At 67.2% G+C, this 24,756-nt stretch carries 25 protein-coding genes; 17 read left to right on the plus strand and 8 right to left on the minus strand.

From position 1 onward, the window contains the following. Nucleotides 1-17 precede the first annotated feature (17 nt). The 7 genes from odhB (at nt 18) to QOL68_RS00880 (ending at nt 6,481) form a co-directional block, all read left to right on the plus strand. On the plus strand, nt 18-1,247 hold the full coding sequence (gene odhB / locus QOL68_RS00850) for a 2-oxoglutarate dehydrogenase complex dihydrolipoyllysine-residue succinyltransferase (RefSeq protein WP_282946074.1): 1,230 nt from the start codon (nt 18-20) through the stop codon (nt 1,245-1,247). 43 nt (nt 1,248-1,290) lie between these two features. Continuing rightward, nucleotides 1,291-1,593: a hypothetical protein gene (locus QOL68_RS00855; protein WP_282946076.1), complete on the plus strand. Its 303-nt coding sequence runs from the start codon at nt 1,291-1,293 to the stop codon at nt 1,591-1,593. A gap of 45 nt (nt 1,594-1,638) precedes the next feature. After that, nucleotides 1,639-3,036, plus strand: a complete 1,398-nt coding sequence (gene lpdA / locus QOL68_RS00860; protein ID WP_282946078.1) for a dihydrolipoyl dehydrogenase — start codon at nt 1,639-1,641, stop codon at nt 3,034-3,036. Between the two features lie 168 nt (nt 3,037-3,204). Then, nucleotides 3,205-3,828: a trimeric intracellular cation channel family protein gene (locus tag QOL68_RS00865; protein ID WP_231729339.1), complete on the plus strand. Its 624-nt coding sequence runs from the start codon at nt 3,205-3,207 to the stop codon at nt 3,826-3,828. A 79-nt stretch (nt 3,829-3,907) separates the two neighbouring features. Then, nucleotides 3,908-4,165 (plus strand): hypothetical protein, encoded by a 258-nt coding sequence (locus tag QOL68_RS00870; RefSeq protein WP_156416447.1) that lies wholly within the window; start codon nt 3,908-3,910, stop codon nt 4,163-4,165. Nucleotides 4,166-4,198: 33 nt separating this feature from the next. Beyond that, nucleotides 4,199-5,524: an oxygenase MpaB family protein gene (locus QOL68_RS00875; RefSeq protein WP_282946085.1), complete on the plus strand. Its 1,326-nt coding sequence runs from the start codon at nt 4,199-4,201 to the stop codon at nt 5,522-5,524. A 54-nt stretch (nt 5,525-5,578) separates the two neighbouring features. Beyond that, nucleotides 5,579-6,481: an alpha/beta fold hydrolase gene (locus QOL68_RS00880; RefSeq protein ID WP_282946087.1), complete on the plus strand. Its 903-nt coding sequence runs from the start codon at nt 5,579-5,581 to the stop codon at nt 6,479-6,481. A gap of 128 nt (nt 6,482-6,609) precedes the next feature. On the opposite strand, the gene sppA is transcribed toward QOL68_RS00880, so the two are convergent. The 3 genes from sppA to proB all read right to left on the minus strand — a co-directional run bounded on the left by sppA (nt 6,610) and on the right by proB (nt 10,694). After that, nucleotides 6,610-8,595 (minus strand): signal peptide peptidase SppA, encoded by a 1,986-nt coding sequence (sppA, locus tag QOL68_RS00885; RefSeq protein ID WP_282946089.1) that lies wholly within the window; start codon nt 8,593-8,595, stop codon nt 6,610-6,612. A 78-nt stretch (nt 8,596-8,673) separates the two neighbouring features. Continuing rightward, nucleotides 8,674-9,573, minus strand: coding sequence for an SDR family oxidoreductase (locus tag QOL68_RS00890; protein ID WP_282948239.1), 900 nt, complete (start codon nt 9,571-9,573; stop codon nt 8,674-8,676). 17 nt (nt 9,574-9,590) lie between these two features. Continuing rightward, nucleotides 9,591-10,694: a glutamate 5-kinase gene (proB, locus tag QOL68_RS00895; protein ID WP_282946091.1), complete on the minus strand. Its 1,104-nt coding sequence runs from the start codon at nt 10,692-10,694 to the stop codon at nt 9,591-9,593. Nucleotides 10,695-10,825: 131 nt separating this feature from the next. On the opposite strand from proB, the gene QOL68_RS00900 reads away from it, so the two are divergent. Further along, nucleotides 10,826-11,887, plus strand: coding sequence for a class I SAM-dependent methyltransferase (locus tag QOL68_RS00900; protein ID WP_282946093.1), 1,062 nt, complete (start codon nt 10,826-10,828; stop codon nt 11,885-11,887). On the opposite strand, the gene obgE is transcribed toward QOL68_RS00900, so the two are convergent. Beyond that, on the minus strand, nt 11,888-12,934 hold the full coding sequence (obgE, locus tag QOL68_RS00905; RefSeq protein WP_282946095.1) for a GTPase ObgE: 1,047 nt from the start codon (nt 12,932-12,934) through the stop codon (nt 11,888-11,890). 40 nt (nt 12,935-12,974) lie between these two features. After that, nucleotides 12,975-13,559: a TetR/AcrR family transcriptional regulator gene (locus QOL68_RS00910; protein ID WP_502957383.1), complete on the minus strand. Its 585-nt coding sequence runs from the start codon at nt 13,557-13,559 to the stop codon at nt 12,975-12,977. An 84-nt stretch (nt 13,560-13,643) separates the two neighbouring features. Here QOL68_RS00910 and QOL68_RS00915 point away from each other — a divergent pair, with 84 nt between their 5' ends. The 3 genes from QOL68_RS00915 (at nt 13,644) to QOL68_RS00925 (ending at nt 16,120) form a co-directional block, all read left to right on the plus strand. Then, a complete protein-coding gene (locus QOL68_RS00915; RefSeq protein ID WP_282946096.1) occupies nt 13,644-14,534 on the plus strand; it encodes a metal-dependent hydrolase in 891 nt (296 codons plus the stop codon). A 434-nt stretch (nt 14,535-14,968) separates the two neighbouring features. Next, nucleotides 14,969-15,529 (plus strand): class I SAM-dependent methyltransferase, encoded by a 561-nt coding sequence (locus QOL68_RS00920; RefSeq protein ID WP_282946097.1) that lies wholly within the window; start codon nt 14,969-14,971, stop codon nt 15,527-15,529. Between the two features lie 9 nt (nt 15,530-15,538). Further along, nucleotides 15,539-16,120, plus strand: a complete 582-nt coding sequence (locus QOL68_RS00925) for a GNAT family N-acetyltransferase (protein WP_282946098.1) — start codon at nt 15,539-15,541, stop codon at nt 16,118-16,120. Here the strand turns inward: QOL68_RS00925 and QOL68_RS00930 are convergent. Next, entirely contained in the window at nt 16,117-16,563 is a 447-nt protein-coding gene (locus QOL68_RS00930) for an NfeD family protein (RefSeq protein ID WP_058455603.1), read from the minus strand. The two genes, QOL68_RS00925 and QOL68_RS00930, sit on opposite strands and share 4 nt — an antisense overlap. 1 nt (nt 16,564) lies before the next feature. Further along, nucleotides 16,565-17,479: an SPFH domain-containing protein gene (locus QOL68_RS00935; protein ID WP_058455604.1), complete on the minus strand. Its 915-nt coding sequence runs from the start codon at nt 17,477-17,479 to the stop codon at nt 16,565-16,567. Nucleotides 17,480-17,563: 84 nt separating this feature from the next. Here QOL68_RS00935 and QOL68_RS00940 point away from each other — a divergent pair, with 84 nt between their 5' ends. Beyond that, nucleotides 17,564-18,373, plus strand: coding sequence for an HpcH/HpaI aldolase/citrate lyase family protein (locus tag QOL68_RS00940; protein ID WP_282946101.1), 810 nt, complete (start codon nt 17,564-17,566; stop codon nt 18,371-18,373). A 68-nt stretch (nt 18,374-18,441) separates the two neighbouring features. After that, nucleotides 18,442-19,944: a M28 family peptidase gene (locus QOL68_RS00945; protein ID WP_282946103.1), complete on the plus strand. Its 1,503-nt coding sequence runs from the start codon at nt 18,442-18,444 to the stop codon at nt 19,942-19,944. An 89-nt stretch (nt 19,945-20,033) separates the two neighbouring features. Here QOL68_RS00945 and QOL68_RS00950 read toward each other — a convergent pair whose 3' ends face one another. Further along, nucleotides 20,034-21,407, minus strand: coding sequence for a class II 3-deoxy-7-phosphoheptulonate synthase (locus QOL68_RS00950; RefSeq protein ID WP_204992446.1), 1,374 nt, complete (start codon nt 21,405-21,407; stop codon nt 20,034-20,036). 263 nt (nt 21,408-21,670) lie between these two features. On the opposite strand from QOL68_RS00950, the gene QOL68_RS00955 reads away from it, so the two are divergent. The 4 genes from QOL68_RS00955 to QOL68_RS00970 are packed head-to-tail and all read left to right on the plus strand — an operon-like array spanning nt 21,671 to nt 24,743. Then, nucleotides 21,671-22,348, plus strand: a complete 678-nt coding sequence (locus QOL68_RS00955) for a cyclic nucleotide-binding domain-containing protein (protein ID WP_058455608.1) — start codon at nt 21,671-21,673, stop codon at nt 22,346-22,348. Between the two features lie 45 nt (nt 22,349-22,393). Next, the gene (locus QOL68_RS00960; RefSeq protein WP_282946107.1) at nt 22,394-22,741 is read left to right on the plus strand and encodes an ArsC family reductase; all 348 of its coding nucleotides are present in this window, start codon (nt 22,394-22,396) and stop codon (nt 22,739-22,741) included. After that, the gene (locus tag QOL68_RS00965) at nt 22,738-23,811 is read left to right on the plus strand and encodes a glycerophosphodiester phosphodiesterase (RefSeq protein WP_282946110.1); all 1,074 of its coding nucleotides are present in this window, start codon (nt 22,738-22,740) and stop codon (nt 23,809-23,811) included. Before QOL68_RS00960 ends, QOL68_RS00965 begins: the two co-directional genes overlap by 4 nt. Further along, nucleotides 23,808-24,743, plus strand: a complete 936-nt coding sequence (locus QOL68_RS00970) for an aldo/keto reductase (protein WP_282946112.1) — start codon at nt 23,808-23,810, stop codon at nt 24,741-24,743. The genes QOL68_RS00965 and QOL68_RS00970 overlap by 4 nt, the downstream gene beginning before the upstream one ends. The last annotated feature ends 13 nt before the right edge of the window (nt 24,744-24,756 follow it).

Genomic DNA, 24,756 nt, shown 5'->3' on the forward strand with positions numbered 1-24,756 from the left:
CGGAAAGAGAAGAAGCGATGAGCACCGAAGTCAAAGTCCCCACGCTGGGTGAAAGCGTCACCGAAGCGACGATCGGCGAATGGCTGAAGAAGCCAGGCGAAGCGGTTGCGCTCGACGAGCCGATCGCCAGCCTCGAAACCGACAAGGTCGCGGTCGAGGTGCCTTCGCCCGTCGCGGGCGTGATGGGCCAGCAGCTCGCCGGCGTCGGCGACACGGTCAATGTCGGCGCGGTGATCGCGACGGTCGAGGCTGGCGGCGCGGCCGCTGCCGCTCCTGCGCCTGCCGCCGCGGCTCCCGCGCCGGCGCAGGCGGCCCCGGCAGCGCCCGCTCCGGCGACCGCGAGCGAAGACGGCGTCACGACGCTGTCGCCCGCCGTCCGCCGTCTCGTGCTCGAACATGGCGTCGACCCGACGAAGATCCAGGGGACCGGCAAGGACGGCCGCCTGACCAAGGAAGATGTGCTCGCCGCCGCCAGCGCCGCGCCGGCCGCCGAAGCCGCTCCGGCACCGGCGCCTGCTGCGGCCCCCGTTGCGAGCGGTGCGCCGGGCCGTCAGGAAGAGCGCGTCAAGATGACCCGCCTCCGCCAGACGATCGCCAAGCGGCTGAAGTCGGCGCAGGAAACCGCGGCGATGCTGACGACGTTCAACGACGTCGACATGTCGGCGGTGATCGCGACGCGCGACCGCTACCGCGAAAGCTTCGAGAAGAAGCATGGCGTGCGCCTCGGCTTCATGAGCTTCTTCACCAAGGCCGTCGCGCTCGCCGCGCATGACATTCCCGCGGTCAACGCCCGCATCGAGGGCGACGAGATCGTCTATCACAATTACCTCGACGTCTCGGTCGCGGTCAGCGCGCCGAACGGCCTCGTCGTGCCCGTCGTCCGCAACGCCGACAGCATGAGCTTCGCCGAGATCGAAAAGGCAATCGCCGACCTCGGCAAGCGCGCCAAGGACGGCACGCTGACGATCGACGACATGACCGGCGGCACCTTCACCATCTCGAACGGCGGCGTGTTCGGCGGCCTGATGTCGACCCCGATCATCAACCCGCCGCAGTCGGCGGTGCTCGGCCTCCACCGCATCGAGGATCGCCCGGTCGTCCGGAACGGCGAGATCGTGATCCGCCCGATGATGTATCTGGCGATGAGCTATGACCACCGGCTGGTCGACGGACGCGAGGCCGTGACCTTCCTCAAGACGATCAAGGAAGCAATCGAGGATCCGACGCGGCTGCTCATCGATCTTTGATACGCCTTCGAACCCGGTTTTATTGGCAGGGGAGTATTGGGCTATGACGGTCAGGACTGGTGCGGTGTTCGGCCTCGCGATGCTCGCGACGCTGGCGGGGTGCGGCGAGGCGGCGTCGAGTTTCGACGAGAGCTACAAGAAGCAGTTCCTCGACAACTTCAACGCGTCCTGCCAGTCGAGCGCCGCGGGCAGCGGAGCGCCGGCCGCCACGATTGCCGAGGTCTGCAAATGCACGGGCGAGGCGATCCTCGCCAAGCACAGCCCGGCCGAAGTGCTGACGATGAAGCCCGAAGACGGCCTGCCGCTGATGAAGGAATGCGCCGCGAAGTCGGGGCTGACCATGTAAGGCATCCGGCGACGCCCGCGATGCAGTTTGTTGAGGTAAGACAAAATGGCTGATTACGACTACGACGTCCTTGTCATCGGTGCCGGTCCCGGCGGTTATGTCGCGGCGATCCGCGCGGCGCAGCTGGGTCTGAAGACCGCTTGCGCCGAAGGGCGCGAGACGCTGGGCGGCACGTGCCTCAACGTCGGCTGCATCCCGTCGAAGGCGATGCTCCACGCGTCGGAATATTTCGACGCCGCCGCCAATGGCGCGATGGCGAAGATGGGCATCAAGGTGAAGCCCGAGCTCGACCTGCCGACGATGCACGGCCAGCGTATCGATGCGGTGAAGGGCCTGACCGGCGGCATCGAGTTCCTGTTCAAGAAGAACAAGGTCGACTGGCTGAAGGGCTATGCGCAGTTCACGTCGGCCGACACCGTCGAGGTGGCAGGCAAGAGCGTCCGCGCGAAGAACATCATCGTCGCCACCGGCTCGTCGGTGACCCCGCTTCCGGGCGTTGCGGTCGATAACGACAAGCAGATCATCGTCGATTCGACGGGCGCGCTCGAACTCGCCAAGGTGCCGGGCCACATGGTCGTGATCGGCGGCGGCGTGATCGGGCTCGAACTCGGCAGCGTCTGGCGCCGCCTCGGCGCCAAGGTCACCTGCGTCGAATTCCTCGACCAGATCCTGCCCGGCATGGACGGCGACGTCCGCAAGGAAGCGAACAAGATTTTCAAGAAGCAGGGCATCGAATTCAAGCTCAAGACCAAGGTCACCAAGGCCGAAGTCAAGGGCAAGAAGGCGGTGCTGACGCTCGAGCCCGCGGCGGGCGGCGACGCCGAAACGCTCGAGGCCGATGTCGTCCTCGTCTCGATCGGCCGCCGTCCTAACACCGAGGGTCTCGGCCTCGACAAGGCGGGGCTGGCGACGAACCAGCGCGGCCAGATCGAAACCGACCATGATTTCCGTACCTCGGTCCCCGGCATCTGGGCGATCGGCGACGTGATCCCCGGCCCGATGCTCGCGCACAAGGCCGAGGACGAGGGCATCGCCTGCGCCGAGAATATCGCCGGGCTGACCGGCATCGTGAACCACGATGTCATCCCGTCGGTCGTCTATACCTGGCCCGAAATCGCCGGTGTCGGCCTGACCGAAGAGGCGGCGAAGGAGCGCGGCGAAGTGAAGGTCGGCAAATTCCCGATGCTGGCGAACAGCCGCGCCAAGACGAACCACGAGCCCGACGGCTTCGTGAAGGTGATCGCCGATGCCAAGAGCGACCGCGTTCTCGGCGTCTGGTGTATCGCCAGCGTCGCGGGCACCATGATCGCGCAGGCGGCGCAGGCGATGGAATTCGGCGCGACGAGCGAGGACATCGCCTACACCTGTCACGCCCACCCGACCCACAGCGAGGCGATCAAGGAAGCCGCGATGGCGGTAACCGGCAAGCCGATCCACATTTGACCTCTGAATCCTCCCTGTGGCGAAGCCATGGGGAGGTGGCAGCCCGCAGGGCTGACGGAGGGGCTGAGACGTAGCAGCCCCTCCACCATCCTTCGGATGGTCCCCCTCCCCATCGCTACGCGACGGGGAGGATCGTGTAACGTCGGCGAGAATGATATGCCGCTGCTCGTGGAGCCCCAAACCCTCATCCGCCTGCTCGATCTTGCAGGGATCGGCGTCTTCGCGCTGTCGGGCGCGCTGATGGCGGTGCGCCTGCGGCAGACGCTTGTCACGGCCTGCTTCTTTGCGCTCGTCACCGGGGTCGGCGGCGGCAGCGTGCGCGACCTGCTGATCGGCGCACCGGTCTTCTGGGTGCAGGACGGGGCGATCGCCGCGGTGTGCATCGCGATCGCGCTGATCGTCTGGCTGACCCCCGAGCGCTGGTGGCAGGGGCAACTCCTCGAATGGGCCGATGCGGTCGGGCTGGCCGCATATGCCGTGTTCGGTACCGCGAAGGCGCTTGCCTGGGGCGTGCCGCCGGTGCCGGCGCTGATGATGGGCGTGATCACCGGCTGCGTCGGAGGAACGATCCGCGACATCCTGGCAGGGGTGCCGTCGATCATCATGCGGCCCGAAATCTATGTCACTGCGGCGGCGCTCGCAGCGGGACTGTTCCTTACCCTCTTGTGGCTCGGCGCGGGCACTCCGGTCGCCGCCGTCGCCGGTGCGGTCGCCGGATTTATTCTGCGCGGGCTCGCAATTCGCTGGTCATTGGCGCTTCCGGCCTATAGGGGCCCCCGCGAATCGCGGTAAACAGCGGCCTAATCGAGCCGCAACGCTCCGTTTAACTTTGATCCGATAGGATCGCGGCTGGCGCGCAGGGGAGCGCGTCGTGGGGACTGGCCGAATTTTGTCGACATTGCTGATCCTTTTCGGCGCCGGGGTCGAGGCGCCCGGCTGCGCGAGCGCGTGCGGCGATCCGGTGTCGACCGGGCGCTGGATCGTCGGGCTGTCGCTGATCATCTTCATTCTGCCATTCGCCGCCGCGTCCCCGGCGCGCCACCTTCTGCGCCGGCTCGTGACACCGGTAACCCGCCGTAAACCACGGTCGGGGCCGCGCCGGTCGATCCGGTCGCGATTGATGGGCTGACAACAGGGTAAATAATGTGGCACTGTTTGTGCCATGACCGCTGCGCTCGACACCATCGCCCGCCAGGTCCGCGACCAGGCCACCGCCTTGCCCGACCTGTTCGGGCGTTTCGATTTCGACCGTCCCCCCGAACGATGGGCGGCCGAGGCAGAGGCCGTGAGCGAGCTTGGCGGCGTGAAGGGGATCGATCGCGCCGCCTATCTGGGCGATGCCGACCTCGTCGCGCGCATCCGCGAATATACGATGCTCGGCGACCGCACCGGCGATGCCTATGCCGCACTGATGCCGAAGCTGGGGTTTCAGCGCAGCGTCGCGATGCTGGTCGAGGCATGCGACAAGGGGGTCGAGGCGGTCGAGGATGCGCCGCCCGAACTCGTCGCGCTGATCCGCGAAATGGAGGCGAAGCCTGACTGGGTCGATATGGAACTGGTCGAGGAGGGCGCGGCCTATGAGCGCAACGCGACCGCAAACCTCGCGCCCTTCCTGATCCGCGGCGCCTTCATCGCGACCTTTCTCAACAAATATTCGGCGCTGCCGATGGCGCTCACCGGCACGCTCGGCCATGCGACCGCCGCGAGGCGGGTGAAGGAGACCGCAACCTTTTTCGCCACCACCGCGCTGCCGGGTGCGCTGCGCCGCTTCGGGCCGGGGTTCAAGGCGGCGGCGATGGTGCGGCTGATGCATTCGATGGTGCGCGTCAACGTGCTATCGCGGCCGGGGATGTGGGACGCCGACACCTATGGCGTGCCGATCCCGCAGCTCGACCAGATGCCCGCGGGGCTGATCCCGATCTATTTCCTGTCGCAGGATGTGCTGAAGAGCGGGCGGACGTCGTTCAACCGGCTCGAGCGCGGGCGCGTCGAACTGGCGCGTTATCGCTGCTTCCTGCTCGGCCTGCCCGAGGATCTGCTCGCCGACACTCCGCAAGAGATCGTGCGCATCTGGCGCACGCGCAGCGCGACCTTGCGCTATGAATATGACGACCCGATCTGTGGCGGGCTGCTTCGCGCGACGATGGAGGCCGAACTGTCGACCGATCCGTCGCCCGCGGGGCGGGTCAAGCGCCGCCTCGAGCGCTCGGTGAGCCGCGTCTTCTTCGTGAAGGCGTTCCTGAACGGCGACACCGACCGCGCCGACGGCGTCGGGGTGCCCGTCGGCCGCCGCGACCATCTGATCTATGGCGCGACGATGCTCGCGCTCGCGGGACGCATGACGGCATATCGCGTCGCCTCGCGCATTCCGGTGCTGCGTCACCTTGCCGACCGCCGCCTCGTCCGGCGTATCAACCGCCAGCTCGCGGGCTATGGCCGCGCCGAGTTCCGGTCCGACGCCGCGCATTATCGTCCCGCGACGGCTTGACCGCGCCGCGCTTCGCGGCATGTTGGTCGGCTAACGGCAGAGGATGAGAGTGGAATGACGACCGAGCAGGCGACGGCGAACGGGATCAGCATCACCTATGAGGACAAGGGGCCGAAGGACGCGCCCGCGATCCTGCTGGTGATGGGGTTAGGCGGACAGCTGACTTTATGGCCCGACGAATTCGTCGACGCGCTCGTGGCGCACGGTTTCCGCGTCATCCGCTACGACAATCGCGACGTCGGTCTGTCGACGCGCTTCGATGCGGCGGGCGTGCCCAACCTCAAATGGATGTTCGTCAAGGCGGCGCTCAAGCTGCCGGTGCGCAGCGCCTATACGCTCGCCGACATGGCGGCCGACGGCATGGCGCTGCTCGACCATCTCGGCATCGAGCAGGCGCATGTCGTCGGGGCGTCGATGGGGGGGATGATCGCGCAGCATATCGCGGCGCGCTATCCGGGGCGCGTGCTGTCGCTGACCTCGATCATGTCGACCACCGGCAACCCCCGGCTGCCGCGCGCGCAGAAGGAGGCGATGCGCGTCCTTGCCAACCGCCCGATGAGCGGAGATCCCGAGGCGATGATTGCCTATTCGATCAACGCCGCGCGCGTGATCGGCAGCCCCGATTATCCGGCCGAGGAGGAGCGGCTGCAGCGTCGCGTCCGCAATGACCATGAGCGCGGCTGGTATCCGCAAGGCGTCGCGCGGCAGATGGCGGCGATCGTCGCCGACGGCGACCGGCGGCCGATGCTGAAATCGATCAAGGCGCCGACCCTGGTGATCCACGGCGAGGCCGACCCGCTCGTCCCGCTCGCCGGCGGGCGCGACACAGCGGAGAATATTCCCGGCGCGCGTTTGCTGACGATCCCCGGCATGGGGCACGACCTGCCGCTCGCGCTCGTCGATACGCTGTCCGGGGCGATTGCGGAGCATGCGCGGGGCGTCGCGTTGGCGGCGTAGTGGGCGGGCGCATTGAAAACGCTGTGCGTCCCCGCGAAGGCGGGGACCCATCTCCCGAAGGCTCGAAATAGCACCGATGGGTGATGGACCCCCGCCTCCGCGGGGGAACATGCAATTCCCGCTTCCGTCTATTTCAGCAACAGCGCCAGCGTCGCGAGGAACCCCTGCGCTTCGCGCCCACTCGCGCGCGGCACGGCGGGCAGGAACGCACGGCAGTCGAGGCACGCGGCCTGCACCGACCCGGTTTTCGCGAGCAGCGACAGGTCCTGTACCAGCCGGCGCTGGACGAGATCGCGGTTCATCGCCGCGATGCCGAACCAGCCGCGGGGTGCCGCCGCTTCCTGCTCCTGCTCGCCGCCGGTCAGGCTTGCGATCATCTTCGAAAATTCGCTCTGCTCTTCCTCATAATATTTGGCGTGGAAGGCGCCGTCGATCTTCGCGAGCTTCGCCGCGGCCGCCAGCGCGTCGGGAAGCCCGCCGAACTGGTCGACAAGGCCGATCTGGCGCGCGGTGCCGCCTGCCCAGACGCGGCCTTCGGCGATCGTGCGGATTTTCTCGATCGGCTGCTTGCGGCTCTTCGCGACCAGGCCGGTGAAGCGCGCGTAGATGTCCTCGACGCTTGCCTGCGCGAGCGCATTGAACTCGTCGTTCACGCCGCCGAACACGTCGGGCTGGCCCGACAGCGGCGTCGTCGCGATGCCGTCGGCGTTGACGCCGATCTTCGCGAGCGTCTGGTCGAAGCTCGGGATGATGCCGAAGACACCGATCGATCCGGTGATCGTCTCCGGCTCGGCGAAGATGCGGTCGGCGGGGGTCGAGACCCAATAGCCGCCCGACGCGGCGACATTGGCCATCGAGACGACGACAGGCAGTTTCTTCGCCTTCGCCTGCAAAAGCGCCTGGCGGATCTGCTCGGACGCGAGCACCGATCCGCCGGGGGAATCGACGCGGAGCACGATGGCTTTCGTGCCGCTGTCGGCCACCGCGTCGAGGATATGCTGCGCGACGGTGTCGCCGCCGGCGCTGCCGTTCGGTGCCTCGCCATCGACGATTTCGCCGACCACCGGTACGACCGCGATCGCGGCGCCCGCCTCGCTCACCGGATTGGCGGCGACCCAGTTTTCGAGCGGGATCGCGGCGAATTCCCACGGCCGGTTGTCGTCGCTGGTGCCGCTGATTTCGGCGACGCGCGCGCTGAACGCCATGCGGCTGCCGACCTTGTCGATCAGGCCGGCATCGACGCCCGCCTTCGACAAGTCGTTGCCCGCGGCCTTCACGGCGCCCGCCGTGTCGGCGATAAACGCATCGATCTTGGCCTTCGGTCGGGCCTTCTTGACGTCGGTCAGCCAGTTTTCCCAGAGCGCCCCGGCATAGGCGAGGTCGGCTTCCTTCGCCTCGGGCGACTGGTCGCTGCGCAGATAGGGTTCGACCGCGCTCTTGAAGGTGCCGACGCGATAGATGTGCGCGGTGACGCCGAGCTTGTCCATCAGCCCCTTGTAATAAAGGCGCGATCCGCCCGGGCCGGCGATCGCGACGCCACCGATGGTGTCGGCCCAGATTTCGCTCGCATGGGCGGCGATCTGGTAGCTGTCGGTGGTGTAGGCGGTCGCAAAGGCGAGCACGGGCTTGTTCTTCGTGCGCACCTTGTCGACTGCGGCGCCGATCTCGGCGAGCGAGACCTGCCCGCCGCCGAGGAAGCGGTCGAGGTCTAGCACGACCGAGGTGACGCGTTTGTCGGTCGCCGCGGTTTCGAGCGCGTGGACGACATCGCGGGTGCGAAGTTCCTTGAGCTGGTTGCCCCCCGACAGCGCCGCGAGCGGATCGACGTCGGACGGCTGTTCGGACACGACACCGTTGAAATCGATCAGCAGCGCGCCCTCGCTGACCGGCAAGGCGGCGTTCGGCCGCCCGGCGAGCAGCCCGAAGAGGAGCGCAAAGAACATCAGGAGGAAGATCAGCGCCAGCGCGTCCTTGATCCCGACGAGCAGGTTCCAGACCTTGCGCGGGAAGCTGGTGCCGCTCTTGCGCTTGTCCTCGCCCGGCAGCGGGCGGCGGACGGGGATGGCCCAGGGGCTGGCGGGGTCGGTCGGAGGCGTCGCGCTACTGTCTGTCATGCGCCGGAACCTAGGGCTGCGCCCCGTCCTTGGCAATGCACGCTTCGACCGGTGTGCCGCCGTGGGCCACGAGCGCCGTCAGAGCCAGCCTTCGGCGCGATACCAGCGCACCGTTTCGGCGAGCGCGTCGGCGGTCGGGAGCGATGGTTGCCACAGGTCGGCGGGCGGGCGCGCGCCCTCGCTCGCCGCCCAGTCGGGATGCGAAATATAGCGCGCGCGGTCGGGGGTCAGCTTGGCGCGATCGCCGCGAACGAACCGGTCGAGTCGCCCGCCCGCCCTGATCAGGGTCGCCGGGATCGCGAGCGTCGCAACGCGATCGCGTCCGACCGCGCCACTGATCGCCTGCGCGAAGTCCTTGTGCGACCAGCCGCCGGCGGTGCCGTCGTCGGGCTCGTAAGTCTGGCCGATGCTCGTCGCGTCGTCGCTCGCCAGCGCGACGAGCAGGCGCGCGAGTTCCTCGACATAGATCGCCGACATCCGACCGCGCGGGGGCAGCATCATCACCCCGCGCTGCGCCATGCGGAACAGGTCGAGCATCTCGGTATCGCCGGGGCCGAACACCGCGGGCGGGCGCACGACCGTCCAGTCGAGCCCGCTCGCCAGCACGACGCGTTCGGCGCGCTCCTTCGACCAGCCATAGTTCGACAGCTCGGGTTCGCGCGCCGCGAGCGACGAGACGTGGATGAAGCGCCGCACCCCGGCGCCGCGCGCCGCGTCGACGACATTGGCGGTCGCGACGGCGTTGCCCGCTTCGAACGCGGCGCGCGTCGGCACGTTCACGACGCCCGCGATATGCATCGCGACCTCGGCGCCCGATACCATCGCGGCAAGGCTTTCGGGGTCATCGAGCGCGCCGGCGATCCAGGTGACGCCCTCGCGCAGCTCCTGCGGACGGCGGGTCAGGGCGCGGACGTGCCAGCCCGCTTCGACCGCCTGCCGCACGGTTGCACCGCCCACGAAGCCGGTCGCGCCGGTCATCGCGAGCACGCGGTTCGTCACAGCAGCACCATATGATCGCGGTGGACGATCGCCGTGCGGGGAGCATAGCCGAGCGCCGCCTCCTGCGCGTCGCGGCCGAGGCCGAGGATCGCCCTGGCGTCGGCCACCGGATATTCCGAAAGTCCGCGCGCGATCACGCGGCCGTCGGCTCCCGCGATGTCGAGAATGTCGCCGCGTGCGAAGTTGCCGCTCGCGTCGGTCACCCCGGCGGCGAGCAGACTTGCACCGCCGCGCAGCGCCTTCGCCGCGCCCGCGTCGATGGTCAGGCGGCCCTTCGCGGTCAGCCCGCCCGCGAGCCATGCCTTGCGCGCGCTCGCGCCTTTTTCAGCGACGAACAAGCTGTGCCGGGCCTCGGTCGACAGCGGCCGATCGATGTGACCCGATGCAATCGCCAGATGCGCCCCCGCGGCGTTGGCGATGCGCGCCGCCGCAATCTTCGATACCATCCCGCCCGACCCCATGCCCGACGCCGATCCGGCGTCGGCCATCGCCTCGATCGCGCCATCGATGCGTTCGATGCGCGCAATATGGGTGGCGCCGGGGAGGGCGGGGTTTCTGTCGTAGAGCCCGTCGATGTCCGAAAGCAGGATCACCCCGCCCGCCGCCGCCGCCTGCGCGACGCGCGCGGCGAGCCGGTCGTTGTCGCCGAAGCGGATTTCCTCGGTCGCGACGCTGTCATTCTCGTTGATCACCGGCACGACGCCGAGGTTCAAAAGCCGGTCGAGCGTCGCCGAGGCGTTGAGATAGCGGCGGCGATCCTCGAGGTCGTCGAGCGTCACGAGCATCTGCGCCGCGGTCAGCCCTTCGGCGCCCAGCACTTCGGCCCAGACATGGCTGAGCGCGATCTGCCCGGTCGCCGCCGCGGCCTGTGCATCCTCGAGGCTGGCACGGCCGCCCTTGGCCAGCCCCAGCCGCCGCGCGCCGAGCGCGATCGCTCCCGAAGAGACGACCGCGACCTGCTGGCCGGCGCGGATGCGCCCGGCGATGTCGGCGGCGATCCCCTTGAGCCATTCGCGCCGCACCGCGCCGTCCTCATCGACGAGCAGCGCCGATCCGATCTTGACGATCAGCCTGGGGCAGGAGGCGGGCGCGAACAACATGCGCCGCCGATAGCGTGCGCGGGCAGGGGTGCCAATGCGAATATCGCAGGCTTCGCGCGGCTATGCTATGCTGAGCGGGCCTCATCGAGCCTTCTGGAGAGTCGCAAGCCAATCGGGTGAGGAGCGATGCGATGGCGACCGCTTTGGACGAAGAAAGACTGCACGCGTTCGTCGGCAAGATGCTCGGCGATCTTGGTGGCGGAATGAGTGTGCCCACGGTGCGGCTGGGATTCAGCCTCGGGCTGTTCGACGCGCTGGCGGAGGGGCCCGCGACCGCGGCCGATCTCGCGGCGCGCGCGGGCAATCTCCACGAACGCTATGTCCGCGAATGGGCGTTGGCGCAGGCAGCGAGCGGCTATGTCGACTATGATCCGGCGAGCGAGCGGTTCAGCCTCTCGCCCGAACAGGCAATGGTGTTCGTCCATCGCGACAGCCCGGTCTTTCTTGCCGGTGCCTTCGACCTGATCGCCGCGATGATCGAGGCGCAGCCGAAGGTCGAGGATTGTTTCCGCCACGGCACGGGGGTGCGCTGGGGCGACCATGCCGGTTGCCTCTTTTGCGCGACGGGCGCTTTCTTCCGCCCCGGCTATGTCAACAATATCGTCCAGAACTGGATTCCCGCATTGGATGGCGTCGAGGCGAAACTGCGGAGCGGTGCGGCGGTCGCCGACGTCGGCTGCGGGGTCGGCTTCTCGACCCTGCTGATGGCCGACGCATACCCCGAAAGCCGGTTCGTCGGCTTCGATTTCCACGCGCCGTCGATCGAGGAGGCGCGGCGCCACGCCGCTGGTCATGGTTATGGCGATCGCGTGCGTTTCGAGGTCGCGGCGGCAAAGGAGATCGCCGAGGAGGGGTTCGACCTGATCACCATGTATGATTGCCTGCACGACATGGGCGACCCGCGCGGCTGCGCCGCGCAAATGCGCCGCATAATGGCGCCGGACGGGACGTGGATGATCGTCGAGCCGGTCGCGGGCAATACGCCCGCCGACAATATGAACCCGGTCGGGCGCCTCTATTACAACGCGTCGACGATGATCTGCGTCCCGACCTCGCTCGATCAGGAGGTCGGCGAGGGGCTGGGCGCACAGGCGGGCGAGGCGCGGCTGTCCGATGTCGTGCGCGCGGGCGGCTTTGCGAGCGTCCGCCGCGCGACCGAAGGGCCCTTCAACATGGTGCTGGAGGCGCGGTGATCAGATCGGCGACCAGTCGCCCGATGCGTCATCCTCGTCGGGATCGGCGCCCGGTTCGGGTTGGCCGACGGCTTCGAGCAGCTTGTCGAGCACCGCTTCGATGCCCGCGCCGCTGGCGCCCGAAAGCGCCATGACCGGATAGCCGCTTTCGGCTTCGAGCTCGGCCGAGAGCGCCGCGATCAGTTCCTCGTCGAGCGTGTCGACCTTGTTGAGCGCCACGACCACCGGCTTGTCGGTCAGGCCTTCGCCATAGGCTTCGAGTTCGTCGCGCACGATGCGATAGCTGGTCGCGACATCCTCGTCATTCGCATCGACGAGGTGGAGGAGGACGCGGCAGCGTTCGATATGGCCGAGGAAGCGATCGCCGATCCCCGCGCCGTCGGCGGCGCCCTCGATCAGCCCCGGAATGTCGGCGACGACGAATTCATGCCCCTTGTGGCTGACCACGCCGAGCTGCGGGCGCGTCGTCGTGAAGGCATAGGCGCCGACCTTCGCCTGTGCGTTGGAGACGGCGTTGATGAAGGTCGACTTGCCCGCGTTGGGCAGCCCGACGAGCCCCGCATCGGCGAGCAGCTTCAAACGCAGCCACACCCATGCCTCTTCGCCCGGCCAGCCCGGGCCGTGCTGGCGCGGCGCGCGGTTGGTCGAGGTCTTGTAGCTGGCGTTGCCGCGGCCGCCGTCGCCGCCGCGCAGGAAGCGGACGCGCTCGCCCTCCTTGGTGAGGTCGAGCAGCAGGGTGCGCTCGTCATCGTCGGCCAGGATCTGCGTGCCGATCGGGACCTGGATCACCAGATCGTCGCCGCCCGCGCCGGTGCGGTCGCGGCCCGCGCCGGGGGTGCCGCGGCGCGCCTTGAAATGCTGGGTATACCGAAAGTCGATCAGCGTGTTGAGGCCGGCGACGGCTTCGAACACAATATCGCCGCCCTTGCCGCCGTTGCCGCCGTCGGGACCTCCATATTCGATATATTTCTCGCGCCGGAACGACACGGCGCCGGGGCCGCCGTCGCCGGACTTCACGAAAATCTTTGCTTGGTCGAGGAAATGCATCGGGCGCCTTTAGTGGGAAAGGCGCGATTTGGCTAGGGCATCACCCGCGCTTGCCGATCCCGCTGTTGATCATCGATTCATAGGCGATCTCGCGTGCGCGGTTGCGCGGCAGGCCGAGGGCGCGGGCGAGCGGGGCGCCGAACAGTGCGTCGCCGAGCGCCATCAGCACCAGTCGCAGCGTCTCGTCCTCGATCGGCGCCTCGTCCTCGCTATGCTCCTCGCGCAATTCCTCGACGAGGTCGTGGATCGCCTGCAGGATCGGGGTGAGCGCATCCTCGTTGCCCGACAGGATCATCCAGCTTGCGAGCGCCCCGGCGCCGCCGGTGTCGAAGGCGTCGAAGGCGAGGTCGACGACTTCGCGCGGATTCTGCTCATTCGCGCGCTGGCGAAACACCGTCTCGCGGATCGTCGTCGTCACGAATTCCGCCATGCTTTCGATCAGCGCCTGGTGCAGCCCCGCCGCGCTGCCGAAATGATGCAGCAGGTTCGCGTGTGTGCGGTCGACACGCGCCGCGACCGCTTTCAGCGTTACCGCCTGCGGTCCGCTCTCGATCAGGATCTGGCGGGCGGCGTCGAGCGCAGCCGCGCGGCTTTCCCCGGGACTCAGACGCTTCTTGACTGCAATTGACACCACTGTAAGTAACCTCTATTATTCACCCCACGGGACGTCCCCACGTCCTTGACACCCCTTTCCGACGGTGAGGATCATATGTCCAGCCTTTCGCACTCCCCGACCCCGAATGACCTTACGATAACGCCGCGCGACGTCCGCTTCGGGCGCGAGGACAGGCAGGGCCGCTGGTGGCTGAACGGCGACCCGATCGCCTCGGCGTTCCACACCGCGCTGTCGGTGACCTTCCCGAAGGGCGAGGCGATGTTCATCGAGGCGGTGAAGGAGCACCGCGAGGGCGTGCCCGACAAGCTGGCGCGCGAGATCCGCGCCTTCACCCAGCAGGAGGTGATCCACAGCCGCGAGCATGTCGTCTTCAACCGGAAGGCGGCCGAAGCCGGCTATGATCTCTCGGAACTCGAGGGCGACGTCGACGAGGTGATGGCGCTGATCAAGGCGCGTCCGCCGATCGTCAACCTGATGGCGACGATCGCGCTCGAACATTACACCGCGATGATGGCGGCGGTGATGCTGAAGGATCCCAAGATGTACGAGGGCGCCGAAGCGGAATGGGCGGCCTTGTGGAAATGGCATGCGATCGAGGAGATCGAGCATAAGGGCGTCGCCTACGACACCTGGCTCCACGCGACGAAAGACTGGAGCCGCTTTCGCCGCTGGCGCGCCAAGTCGCTGATGATGCTGCTCGTCACGACGCGCTTCTGGCCGCGCCGCGTCAAGGGGATGAAGGCGCTGCTCAGGCAGGACGGCCTCACCGGCTGGCGCGTCAGCGCGCGAATCTGGTGGTATCTGCTCGGCAGCCCCGGCATCCTGCGCCGCAGCTTCTTCCCCTGGCTCGCCTATTTCATGCCGGGCTTCCATCCGTGGAACCACGACGACCGCGCGCTGATCGGCAAATATGAAAGCGACTATGCCGATGCCGTTGTGACGGCGCAGTCGTCGGCGCCCGAACTGGCCGCGGCCGCTGCTTAAGCGGACGGCGGAATTCGACCGATTGCGGGCATTGTGATCCCCGGCGAAAGCCGGGGCCCAGAGCGGCAAAGCACCAGGCTTGTGTGAGAATTCCCTGGGCCCCGGCTTTCGCCGGGGATCACAGAAGGATGTCCGCTCCCCACTCCAAAGCCGCCATCGCCTTCAAATAAGCCTTTCCTACATTATCCGGCTGTGTCAGCCTTCATCCTACGCTCTTACGTGGGGAATCAACGCGGCGAGGCGGGCGAGAGGCGTTCGGCACCCCCCCCCCGGTCCCAAACCGGTGACGCAATGGGCTGAACTTTCCTGAACTTTGAAAAATCAATGCCGCGATGACAAGGCAAGGCATGGCAGCTTCCCGCCCAAGGCCGCCGCTTGCCACTGGACGTCCCTGTCTCTGTCCCATATCCCCGCTTGGGGTCAGGGGAGGCGTCATGCAGCCACGGATGTCGGCGGCGGAAATCACGCAGCTTGAGCTGCAACTCGCGGGGCGGGATTCGCTGCTCGAGTTCGGCTGCGGCAACGCGACGCTCGTCGCGGCGCGGCAGGTGCGCAAGATCGTCGCGGTCGACGGCGACGCGGCCTGGCTCGACGAAGTGGGGCAGAATCTGGCGCGCGCCGCGATCGATTTCACCCCCTTCCATGCCGATATCGGCCCGACGCGCGAGGGCGGCTATCCCGCCGACGCGGGCCGGGCGCGCGACTGGCCGCGCTATCATGTCGATGTCTGGCGAAAGCTTGCGGGCAGCCCCGATGCCGTGCTGCTCGACGGCCGCTTTCGCGTCGCCTGCCTGTTGCAGTCGATCATCCACTGCAAGCCCGACTGCATCTTCCTGTTCCACGATTTCGTCGATCGCCCGCCCTATCAGGTGGTGACGCGGCACGTCGACGTGCTGGCGCGCGTCGATACGCTGGCGGTCATGCGGACCAAGCCGCAGGTCGACGGCAAGGCGGTGCTCCACGACCTGTTCGACCATTTCTTCGTCGCGGATTGATCGGGCGGATTGACCGGCGCCCCGGCGCTGCGGCATGTCGGGTCGATGTTCACCGCCCCGAAACTCGCCGCGCCCCCGACGATCGAGACCGATCGCCTTCGCCTTCGCCCGACGCGCTTTTCGGACAAGGACGTCCATATCGCAATGTGGGCCGACGCGCGCGTCACGCGCTTCATCGGCGGCGAACCGCGCACACCCGACGTCAGCTGGGGCAAGTTCCTGAGCTCGGCGGGGCTCTGGCCGGTGATGGGGTTCGGCTATTGGGTCTTCGCCGACCGCGCGAGCGACGCGCTCGTCGGCATGGGCGGGCTGAGCTATTTCTGCCGCGGCATCCCCGAGCTCGAGGGCGTACCCGAAGCGGGCTGGGCGTTCGACGCCGATCATTGGGGCGCCGGCTATGCGACCGAGGCGATGACCGCTGCGCTCGGCTGGGCTGACGAGAATCTCGACGCGACCGAAGTGCGCTGCATCATCGACCCCGGCAACGGCGCGTCCGAACGCGTGGCCGCGAAGCTCGGGTTCCGGCGCATTGGAGAGAGCGACGCGCTGGGCGATGTCGTCGCGATCTATGCGCGGCCGCGCGGGGGCTAGAGCGCCTCGACGACCAGCACGCCGCCCTCGGCGCTGACGACGCGAACCTTGGACCCCTCGGCGATATCGGGCCCGCGTACCGGCCATTCGCCGTCGCCGACCTTGGCGCGGCCGCGGCCGTCCTCGATCGCCTTGGTCACCGTCAGCACCTCGCCGACGAGGCGGCCGCCGCGCTGGTTGAGGTGCGGGTCGGTGGTGGTGATCGGGTTCGCCTTCAGCCAGCGGCGCCCGCCATAGAGCGCGACGAACGACAGGATCGCGAAGATACCGAGCTGGAGCGGGATGCTCAGCGGCACGACCCATGCGATCACCCCGGTGACGACCGCCGCGGCGCCGACCCAGATCAGGAAAAAGCCCGGCGCGACGATCTCGGCGGCGGCGAGCAGGACGCCGAGCGAGAGCCATGCCCAATGCGGTTCCATATTGGCGATGAAGTCGGGCATGTCAGGCTCCCGTCTTGCGTTCGAGCGCGTCCCTGGCGAGTTCGCCGATGCCGCCGAGCGTGCCGATCAGCTGCGTCGCCTCGACCGGGAAGAGGATCGTCTTGCTGTTCGGGCTGGTCGCGAACTGGCTCACCGCTTCGACATATTTCTGCGCGATGAAGTAATTGATCGCCTGCGCGTTGCCGCTGGCGATCGCCTCGCTCACCATCTGCGTCGCTTTCGCTTCGGCCTCGGCTTCGCGCTCGCGCGCCTCGGCGTCGCGGAAGGCGGCTTCACGGCGACCTTCGGCTTCGAGGATCTGGCTCTGCTTCTGCCCCTCGGCGCGCAGGATTTCCGACGCGCGGCTGCCCTCGGCCTCGAGGATGTTGGCGCGCTTCTCGCGCTCGGCCTTCATCTGCCGCGCCATCGCGTTCGAAATGTCGGCGGGCGGGCGGATGTCCTTGATCTCGACGCGGGTGATCTTGACCCCCCAAGGCGTCGTCGCATCGTCGACGACGTGCAGCAGCCGGGTGTTGATCTCGTCGCGCTTCGACAGCGTTTCGTCGAGGTCCATCGAACCCATCACGGTGCGCAGGTTCGTCGTCGTCAGGTTCATGATCGAGAGATAAAGGTCGCTCACCTCATAGGCGGCCTTCGCGGCGTCGAGCACCTGGAAGAAGACGACGCCGTCGACCGCGACCATCGCATTGTCCTTGGTGATGATCTCCTGCCCCGGAATGTCGAGCACCTGTTCCATCATGTTCACCTTGCGCCCGACGCGGTCGAAGATCGGCATGATGAAGTTGAGGCCGGGCTGCGCGGTGTGGGTGAAGCGGCCGAAGCGTTCGATGGTATAGGCATAGCCCTGCCGGACGGGCGTCAGCGCCCAGATCAGGAACACCAGAGCCAGAACCACCAGCGCGAGCGCGAATTCCATCGATCATCCCCTCTTGCAAGATTGCGTCGTTGCAAACCCGCTTCCTTATTGCGGCAATGCTGCGGGTGCGCCACAGAAAAGAGCATGACGACCGACGCCGCACCGCCCCGCTCGCTGCTCTATGTCCCCGGATCGAACGCGCGCGCGCTCGAAAAGGCCCAGGGGCTCGCCGCCGACCTGCTGATCATCGACCTTGAGGATGCGGTACCCGCGGACCGCAAGATCGAGGCGCGCGAGGCGATGCGCCGCGCGGTCGAGGCGGGCTATCCCGGCAAGCGTATCGCGGTGCGCGTCAACGCGACCGGAAGCTGGGAACAGGAGGCCGACATCACGGCGCTCTACGGCCTTGCGCTCGACGCGGTCGTGCTGCCGAAGGTCGATGCGGTCGCCGATCTGGATCCGGTGCGCGCGCTGGGCGTGCCGATCCTGGCGATGATCGAGACGCCGGTCGCCATCTATGCCGCGCGCGACATTGCAGCGGACCCGGCCGTTGTGGGTTTGATCGCCGGTCTTAACGATCTGGCGCATGAATTGAAGCTGCCGGACGGCATGGACCGCAGCGCGATGAGCGTCGCGATCCAGACCATCGTGCTTGCGGCGCGCGCGGCCGGCGTCTGGGCGTTCGACGGCGTATATAACGCGCTCGACGATACGGCGGGCTTCGCCGCTGAAGCGGCCGAGGCTCGACGGCTCGGTTTCGACGGCAAGACGCTGATACACCCGTCGCAGGTCGACCCGTGCAACGCTGCCTTCGCGCCGTCGGCGCGCGAGATTGCCGAGGCCGAGGCGCTGATCGCTGCTGCGACCGGCGGCGCGCAGCGGCACGAAGGGCGGATGATCGAGGATATGCACGTCGCGGCGGCGCGCGCGCTGCTGGAGCGAGCGGGGCGGTAGCGGCTGCCGTTCGTCGTTCGACGAACGCGCCTTGTCTGTCGGTGGCGGAAATGCCATGCGGCAGCCCCATGAAAATCACGAAATTCCATGCCGCTATCGCGGCCGTCGCCCTTGTCGCCGTCGCTCCTGCCGTTTCCGCCGCTCCCGCCAAGCGCGACGCGCCGGTGACCGAGGCCGAGCTTGCCGATCATATAAAAATCCTGTCGAGCGATGCCTTCGAAGGCCGCGCCCCCGGCACCGAGGGCGAGGATCGCACGATCGCCTATGTCGTCGGCGAGTGGGCGAAGCTCGGGCTCGAACCCGTTCCGGGCAGCGCGACGCCCTGGCTGCAGGGCGTGCCGCTGATCGAGACGCAGGCGACGGGTGGGACAGCGACGTTCAGGCTGAAAGGCAGCGATCTCGGCGTTGGTGCAGACGGCGTACTGCTGACCGGGCGCGATGCCAAGGTTTCGCTGGCAAACCTGCCGGTCGTGTTCGTCGGCTATGGCCTTGACGGCGCGGGCAAGGTCAATGCCGACGTCAGCGGCAAGGTCGCCGTGATGCTCTATGACAATGCGCCTTTCGGCGAGAATCTTCCGCGCTATCGCGAACGGCGGCAGAAGCTGGCCGATGCGGGTGCGAGCGCGGTGCTGGTCGTTGCCACCGATGACGCGTTGTGGAGCCAGCTCCAGAGTTCAGTCGGCGGCAAAGCAACTCGCCTTGCTTCGGCCGCGCCGGGCGCACCCGTAACCGGCTTCCTGTCGCCCACGGCCGCCGATACGCTGTTCCAGAAGGCGGGACAGGAAGGAGCCGCGCTTCGCGCCGCAGCAAAGGCGGCCGATTACAAGGGCGCGGCGCTCCCCGCGACCGCGGACTTCGCGACGACCTCGGTCGTGCGCGCCTACGAGAGCAACAATATCATCGCAAAGCTGCCGGGCGCGAAGCCCGACGGCAAGGCGGTGCTGTTCCTCGGCCATTGGGATCATCTCGGCATCTGCGCGCCCGACGATCCCAAGGACCGAATCTGCAACGGTGCGGTCGACAACGCGAGCGGGATTGCGGTGCTGACCGCGGTCGCAAAGCGCCTCGCGAGCGGGAAGCGCCCCGATCGCGATATCTATTTCATGGCGACCACCGCCGAGGAAAAAGGCCTGCTCGGCGCGCACTGGTTCGCCGACCATCCGGTGGTGCCGCTCGCCGACATCACCGTCGCGCTCAACATCGACACGATTGCCATCTCGCCGCGCGGCACCCCCGTCGCGACGATCGGGCGCGGCAAGCCCGCCTATGATATGGTGGTGCGCGCCGCCGCGACCAAGCTCGGCCGCAAACTCGACGAGGATGGCGAGGCCGACGCCTTCGTCCAGCGGCAAGACGGCTGGGCGCTGGGTGCGAAGGGTGTCACTTCGCTGATGGTCGGTGGCAGCTTCTCGGACATGCCGCTGCTCGAGAAATTCCTCGAAAGCGACTATCACGGTACCAGCGACGAATTTTCGGACAAGGTGCCGCTCGGCGGCGCGGCGGAGGATGCCGACCTGCACGTCGCGCTTGGGCATGTTTTTGCCGACAGGAAGCTGTGGCCCGGAAAATAACAACCTCGTCATTGCGAGCGAAGCGAAGCAATCCAGGGTCGCGTAACCCGCCCCGGATTGCTGCGCTTCGCTCGCAATGACGGGCCTTGTCAGGCCGCCTGCCGGGCCCGCTCCGACATCTCCTGATTGAGCATTTCTGCGAGCAGGAAAGCAAGCTCGAGGCTCTGCCCCGCGTTGAGACGCGGGTCGCAATGCGTGTGATAACGGTCGGCCAGATCCATCTGGGTCACATCCATCGCGCCGCCGGTGCATTCGGTGACATTCTGGCCGGTCATCTCGATATGGATGCCGCCGCCATGCGTGCCCTCGGCGCGGTGGACGGCGAAGAAGCCGCGCACTTCGGCGAGGATGCGTTCGAACGGGCGCGTCTTGTAGCCGTTGTTCGTCTTGATGACATTGCCGTGCATCGGGTCGCACGACCAGACGACGGGATGCCCCGCCTCCTTCACCGCGCGGACGAGCTTCGGCAGATGCGCCTCGATCTTGTCATGGCCATAGCGGGTGATCAGCGTCATCCGGCCGGGGATGCGGTTCGGGTTCAGCGTGTCGAGCAGGCGCAGCAGCACGTCGGGCTCGAGGCTCGGGCCGCACTTCATGCCGATCGGATTGCCGACGCCGCGCAGATATTCGACATGCGCCGACCCCTCGAAGCGGGTGCGGTCGCCGATCCACAGGAAATGGCCGGACAGGCCGTACCAGCCGCCGGTCAGGCTGTCCTGCCGCGTCAGCGCCTGCTCATAGGGGAGCAGCAGCGCCTCGTGGCTGGTGTAGAAGCTGGTGCCCTTGATCTGCGGTACCGTCTCGGGCGTCACGCCGCACGCTTCCATGAAAGCGAGCGCCTCCGAAATCCGCGCGGCGGTTTCCTGATATTTCTTCGCCCACGGGCTGCGGTCCATGAAGTCGTGCGTCCAGGCGTTGACCTGATGCAGGTTGGCATAGCCGCCGCCGGCGAAGGCGCGCAGCAGGTTCAGCGTCGCCGCCGACTGGTTGTACGCCTTGACCATGCGCTGCGGATCGGGCGCGCGGCCGCCGGCCTCGAACGCGATGTCGTTGATGATGTCGCCGCGATAGCTCGGCAGTTCGACGCCGTTCACCTCTTCCATGTCGGCCGAGCGCGGCTTCGCGAACTGGCCCGCCATGCGGCCGAGCTTCACCACCGGCATTTTCGACGCGAAGGTCAGCACGACCGCCATCTGGAGCAGCACGCGAAAGGTGTCGCGGATGTTGTTCGGGTGGAATTCGGCGAAGCTCTCCGCACAGTCGCCGCCCTGGAGCAGGAAAGCCTTGCCCTCTGCCACGCGGCCGAGGTCGGCGGTCAGATCGCGTGCCTCGCCCGCAAAGACGAGCGGCGGATAGCCCGCGAGTTCCTTTTCGGCCGCCGCGAGGGCCGCTTCGTCGTTGTAGATCGGGAGCTGTCGGGCCTCGTGCGAGCGCCAGCTGTGCGGTTGCCATTGTTTCGTCATATCGACCGTCTTCTACGCCAATTTCGATCCAAACGCGAATCGCCCGCCGCCATGAAGCCTATGCCCCTGGGAAGCAAGCAAGAGTGATTAAATTAGCCGAGAGGAGTATTTTGCGCAGCGAAGCTTTTCTCTTCTGCCAGGAAATGATAGTTTATTTCAGATTTTTGTAGGTCCATGCCGATTTTTCATCAAGGCGTTGGGCAATCGGTAACGTTATCGGCCTAGTGGTCCGCTTGGGGACCGTACCGTAAAAGTCGTTGGATATGGCCAATTTCGATCCGGCCTGGTTCGGTTATGGGGCTCTCGTCGCGCTGCTGGCGGCCAGTTTCGTTGCGCGCGTCAATCACGTCCGTTTCGGCCTTGCCATCGCCGCGCTGCTCGCGCTGCCCGTCGCGCTCTATGGCTGGCGCGGAACGCTGTTCACGCTGCTGATCCTCGCGATCCTCCTCGTGAACCTGGGCTTGATCGCACGCCTGTGGTTGCAGGGATCGCAAGTCCGCTTCTCGCCCGAGGAACAGGAATTGCGCGACCTTCATTTCAAGGGCCTGCCGCCTGCGACCGCGCGGGCGCTGATCGACGAAGGCTTCTGGATTTCGGCCAAGCGCGGCGAAGTGCTGATCCGCGAAAATGAAGCCGCTCCCTGCCTTTTCTATCTTGCCGAGGGGCGGGCGGCGATCCGCCGCGACGGCGCCGACGTCGGCGCGCTTGCCGACGGCGCGCTGATCGGCGAGGCGACGGTGCTCGACGGCGCCCACGCGACGGGAACCGTCGTGCTGACCAGCAACGCGCGGCTGTGGTTCATCCCCGCTGCCGGGCTACGCGCCTATCTGGGGACGCACCCCGATGTCGCGGGGGCACTCCACGAGGGCTTCGCGCGGGCGCTCCGCGGAAAGCTGGCGAGCGCGAATGGCCGCATTGCAGGCGCCGCGTCGCTGTCCTAGGGTCGCTGCCTTCGATCTGTAATCGGCAGGCTCTACGCGGCATTTATGACACTGACACTCTATGGCATTCCGAACTGTGACACGGTTAAAAAGGCGCGCCGCTGGCTCGACGATCACGGTGTCGCTTATGACTTTCACGATTATCGCAAGGACGGGCTCGACGCGGCGCGGCTGCAGGGCTGGATCGACACGCTTGGCTGGGAGAAACTGCTCAACCGGAGTGGTACGACCTTTCGCAAGCTGCCCGAAGCCGCGAAGGAAGGGCTGGGCGCCACATCGGCGAAGGCGCTGATGCTCGACCAGCCCGCGATGATCCGCCGCCCGCTCGTCGATGCCGACGGCGATCTCAGCGTCGGATTTTCGGCCGAAGACTGGCAGCGGCGTTTTGCATGATCCGCTGGCTCGCTGCGCTGCTCGCGCTTTCGCTTGCCGGATGCGGGGCTGATCCCGTGGCGGCCGAACCGACGCTCGACGGCCAGCCGCCGATCGTCATCGCGCATCGCGGCGCGTCGGGCGAACGGCCCGAACATACGCTGGCGAGCTACCGCCTTGCGATCGAGCTTGGCGCCGACTTTATCGAGCCTGACCTCGTGCTGACCAAGGACGGCGTTCTCGTCGCGCGGCACGAGAACGAGATTTCGGAGACGACCGACGTCGCCGATCATCCCGAATTTGCGGGTCGAAAGGCGACGAAAACGATCGACGGCAAGCCGGTGACGGGCTGGTTCACCGAGGATTTCACACTCGCCGAACTCAAGACGCTACGCGCGAAGGAGCGGTTGCCGCAGCTTCGCGGCACCGCGCACGACGGCGAATATGAAATCCCGACCTTCGCCGAAATCCTCGACCTTCTGGCCGAGACCAACAAGAGCCGGGTGAAGCCGGTGGGCGTCTATCCCGAAACCAAGCATCCGACCTATTTCGCGTCGATCGGCCTGCCGCACGAGGCGCCCTTGCTCGCGATCCTCGACCGATATGGCTATCGCGGCCGCAAGGCGCCGGTGTTCATCCAGAGCTTCGAAGTCGCCAACCTGAAGGCGATCCGCGCGAAGAGCGATCTGCCGCTGATCCAGCTGATGGACGGCGAGGGCGGTCCCGCCGACGATCCGAAGCTCAGTTATGCCGCGATGGCGACGCCGGCGGGGCTCAAGGCAGTCGCCGCCTATGCCGACGGGATCGGGCCATACAAGGAAATGATCATTCCGCGGAGCGCGCTCGGCACGCTCGGCGATCCGACAAAGCTTGTCCGCGACGCCCATGCTGTGGGCCTCAAGGTCCATCCCTGGACGTTCCGCCGCGAGAATTATTTCCTGCCGCTCGCCGACAAGGGCGGGGTCGATCCCGCCGGGCACGGCGATCTGGCGGCCGAGATTCGCACCTATGTGGCGACCGGTATCGACGGGCTGTTCAGCGACAATCCGCGCGAGGCGGTCCCCACGGTGAAGGAACGAGTTACGAAATGACCGAGAAGACCCTTGGCCAAAGCGGGCTTTCGATCGAGCCTTTCGTGCTTGGCGGCAATGTCTTCGGGATGACCGCGGGCCGCGACGCGAGCTTCGCGATCCTCGACCGCTTCGCCGAACGGGGCGGCGGGATGATCGACACCGCCGACGTCTATTCGGCATGGGTTCCCGGCCATAGGGGCGGCGAGTCCGAAAGCATGATCGGCGCCTGGCTGAAGGCGCGCGGCGCGCGCGACAAGATACTGATCGCGACCAAGGTCGGGATGATGCCCGGCGGCCTGAAGCCCGATCGCATCCGCGACGCGGCGCAAGGCTCGCTCGACCGGCTCGCTACCGACACGATCGACCTCTACTTCGCACACAAGGACGATCCCGACGTACCGCTGGACGAGGTGCTCGGCGCGTTCGCCGAGCTTGTCGATGGCGGTATGGTTCGCGCGATCGGCGCGTCCAACTATTCGGCCGACCGGCTGGCCGAGGCGCTGCGCGTTTCGGACGCAAATGGCCTGCCGCGCTACACGGTGGTGCAGCCCGAGCTCAACCTGCTCGACCGCGGACAATATGAGGGCGCGCTGCAAAAGCTCTGCATCGCCGAGAGGCTGGGGGTGGTCACCTATTTCAGCCTGGCCTCGGGCTATCTGTCGGGCAAGTACCGCACCAGCGACGACCTTGGCAAAAGCCCGCGCGGCGCGCGCGTCGGACGCTATCTCGAGGGCAAGGGGCCGATGGTGCTGACGGCGATGGAAGCCATCGCGGCCGAAACCGGCGCGACGCTGTCGCAGATCGCGCTCGCCTGGGTCGCCGCGCAGCCCGGCGTCACTGCGCCGATCGCCAGCGCGACGACGGTCGAGCAACTCGACGACATCATGGGAAGTCTGGACCTCGCGCTCACCGTCACGCAGCGCGCGGCGTTGACCGCCGCCGGGGCCTGACCGGACGGGCGGA

It is taken from the genome of Sphingopyxis sp. Geo25, assembly GCF_949769135.1.
Taxonomy (GTDB): Bacteria; Pseudomonadota; Alphaproteobacteria; order Sphingomonadales; family Sphingomonadaceae; genus Sphingopyxis.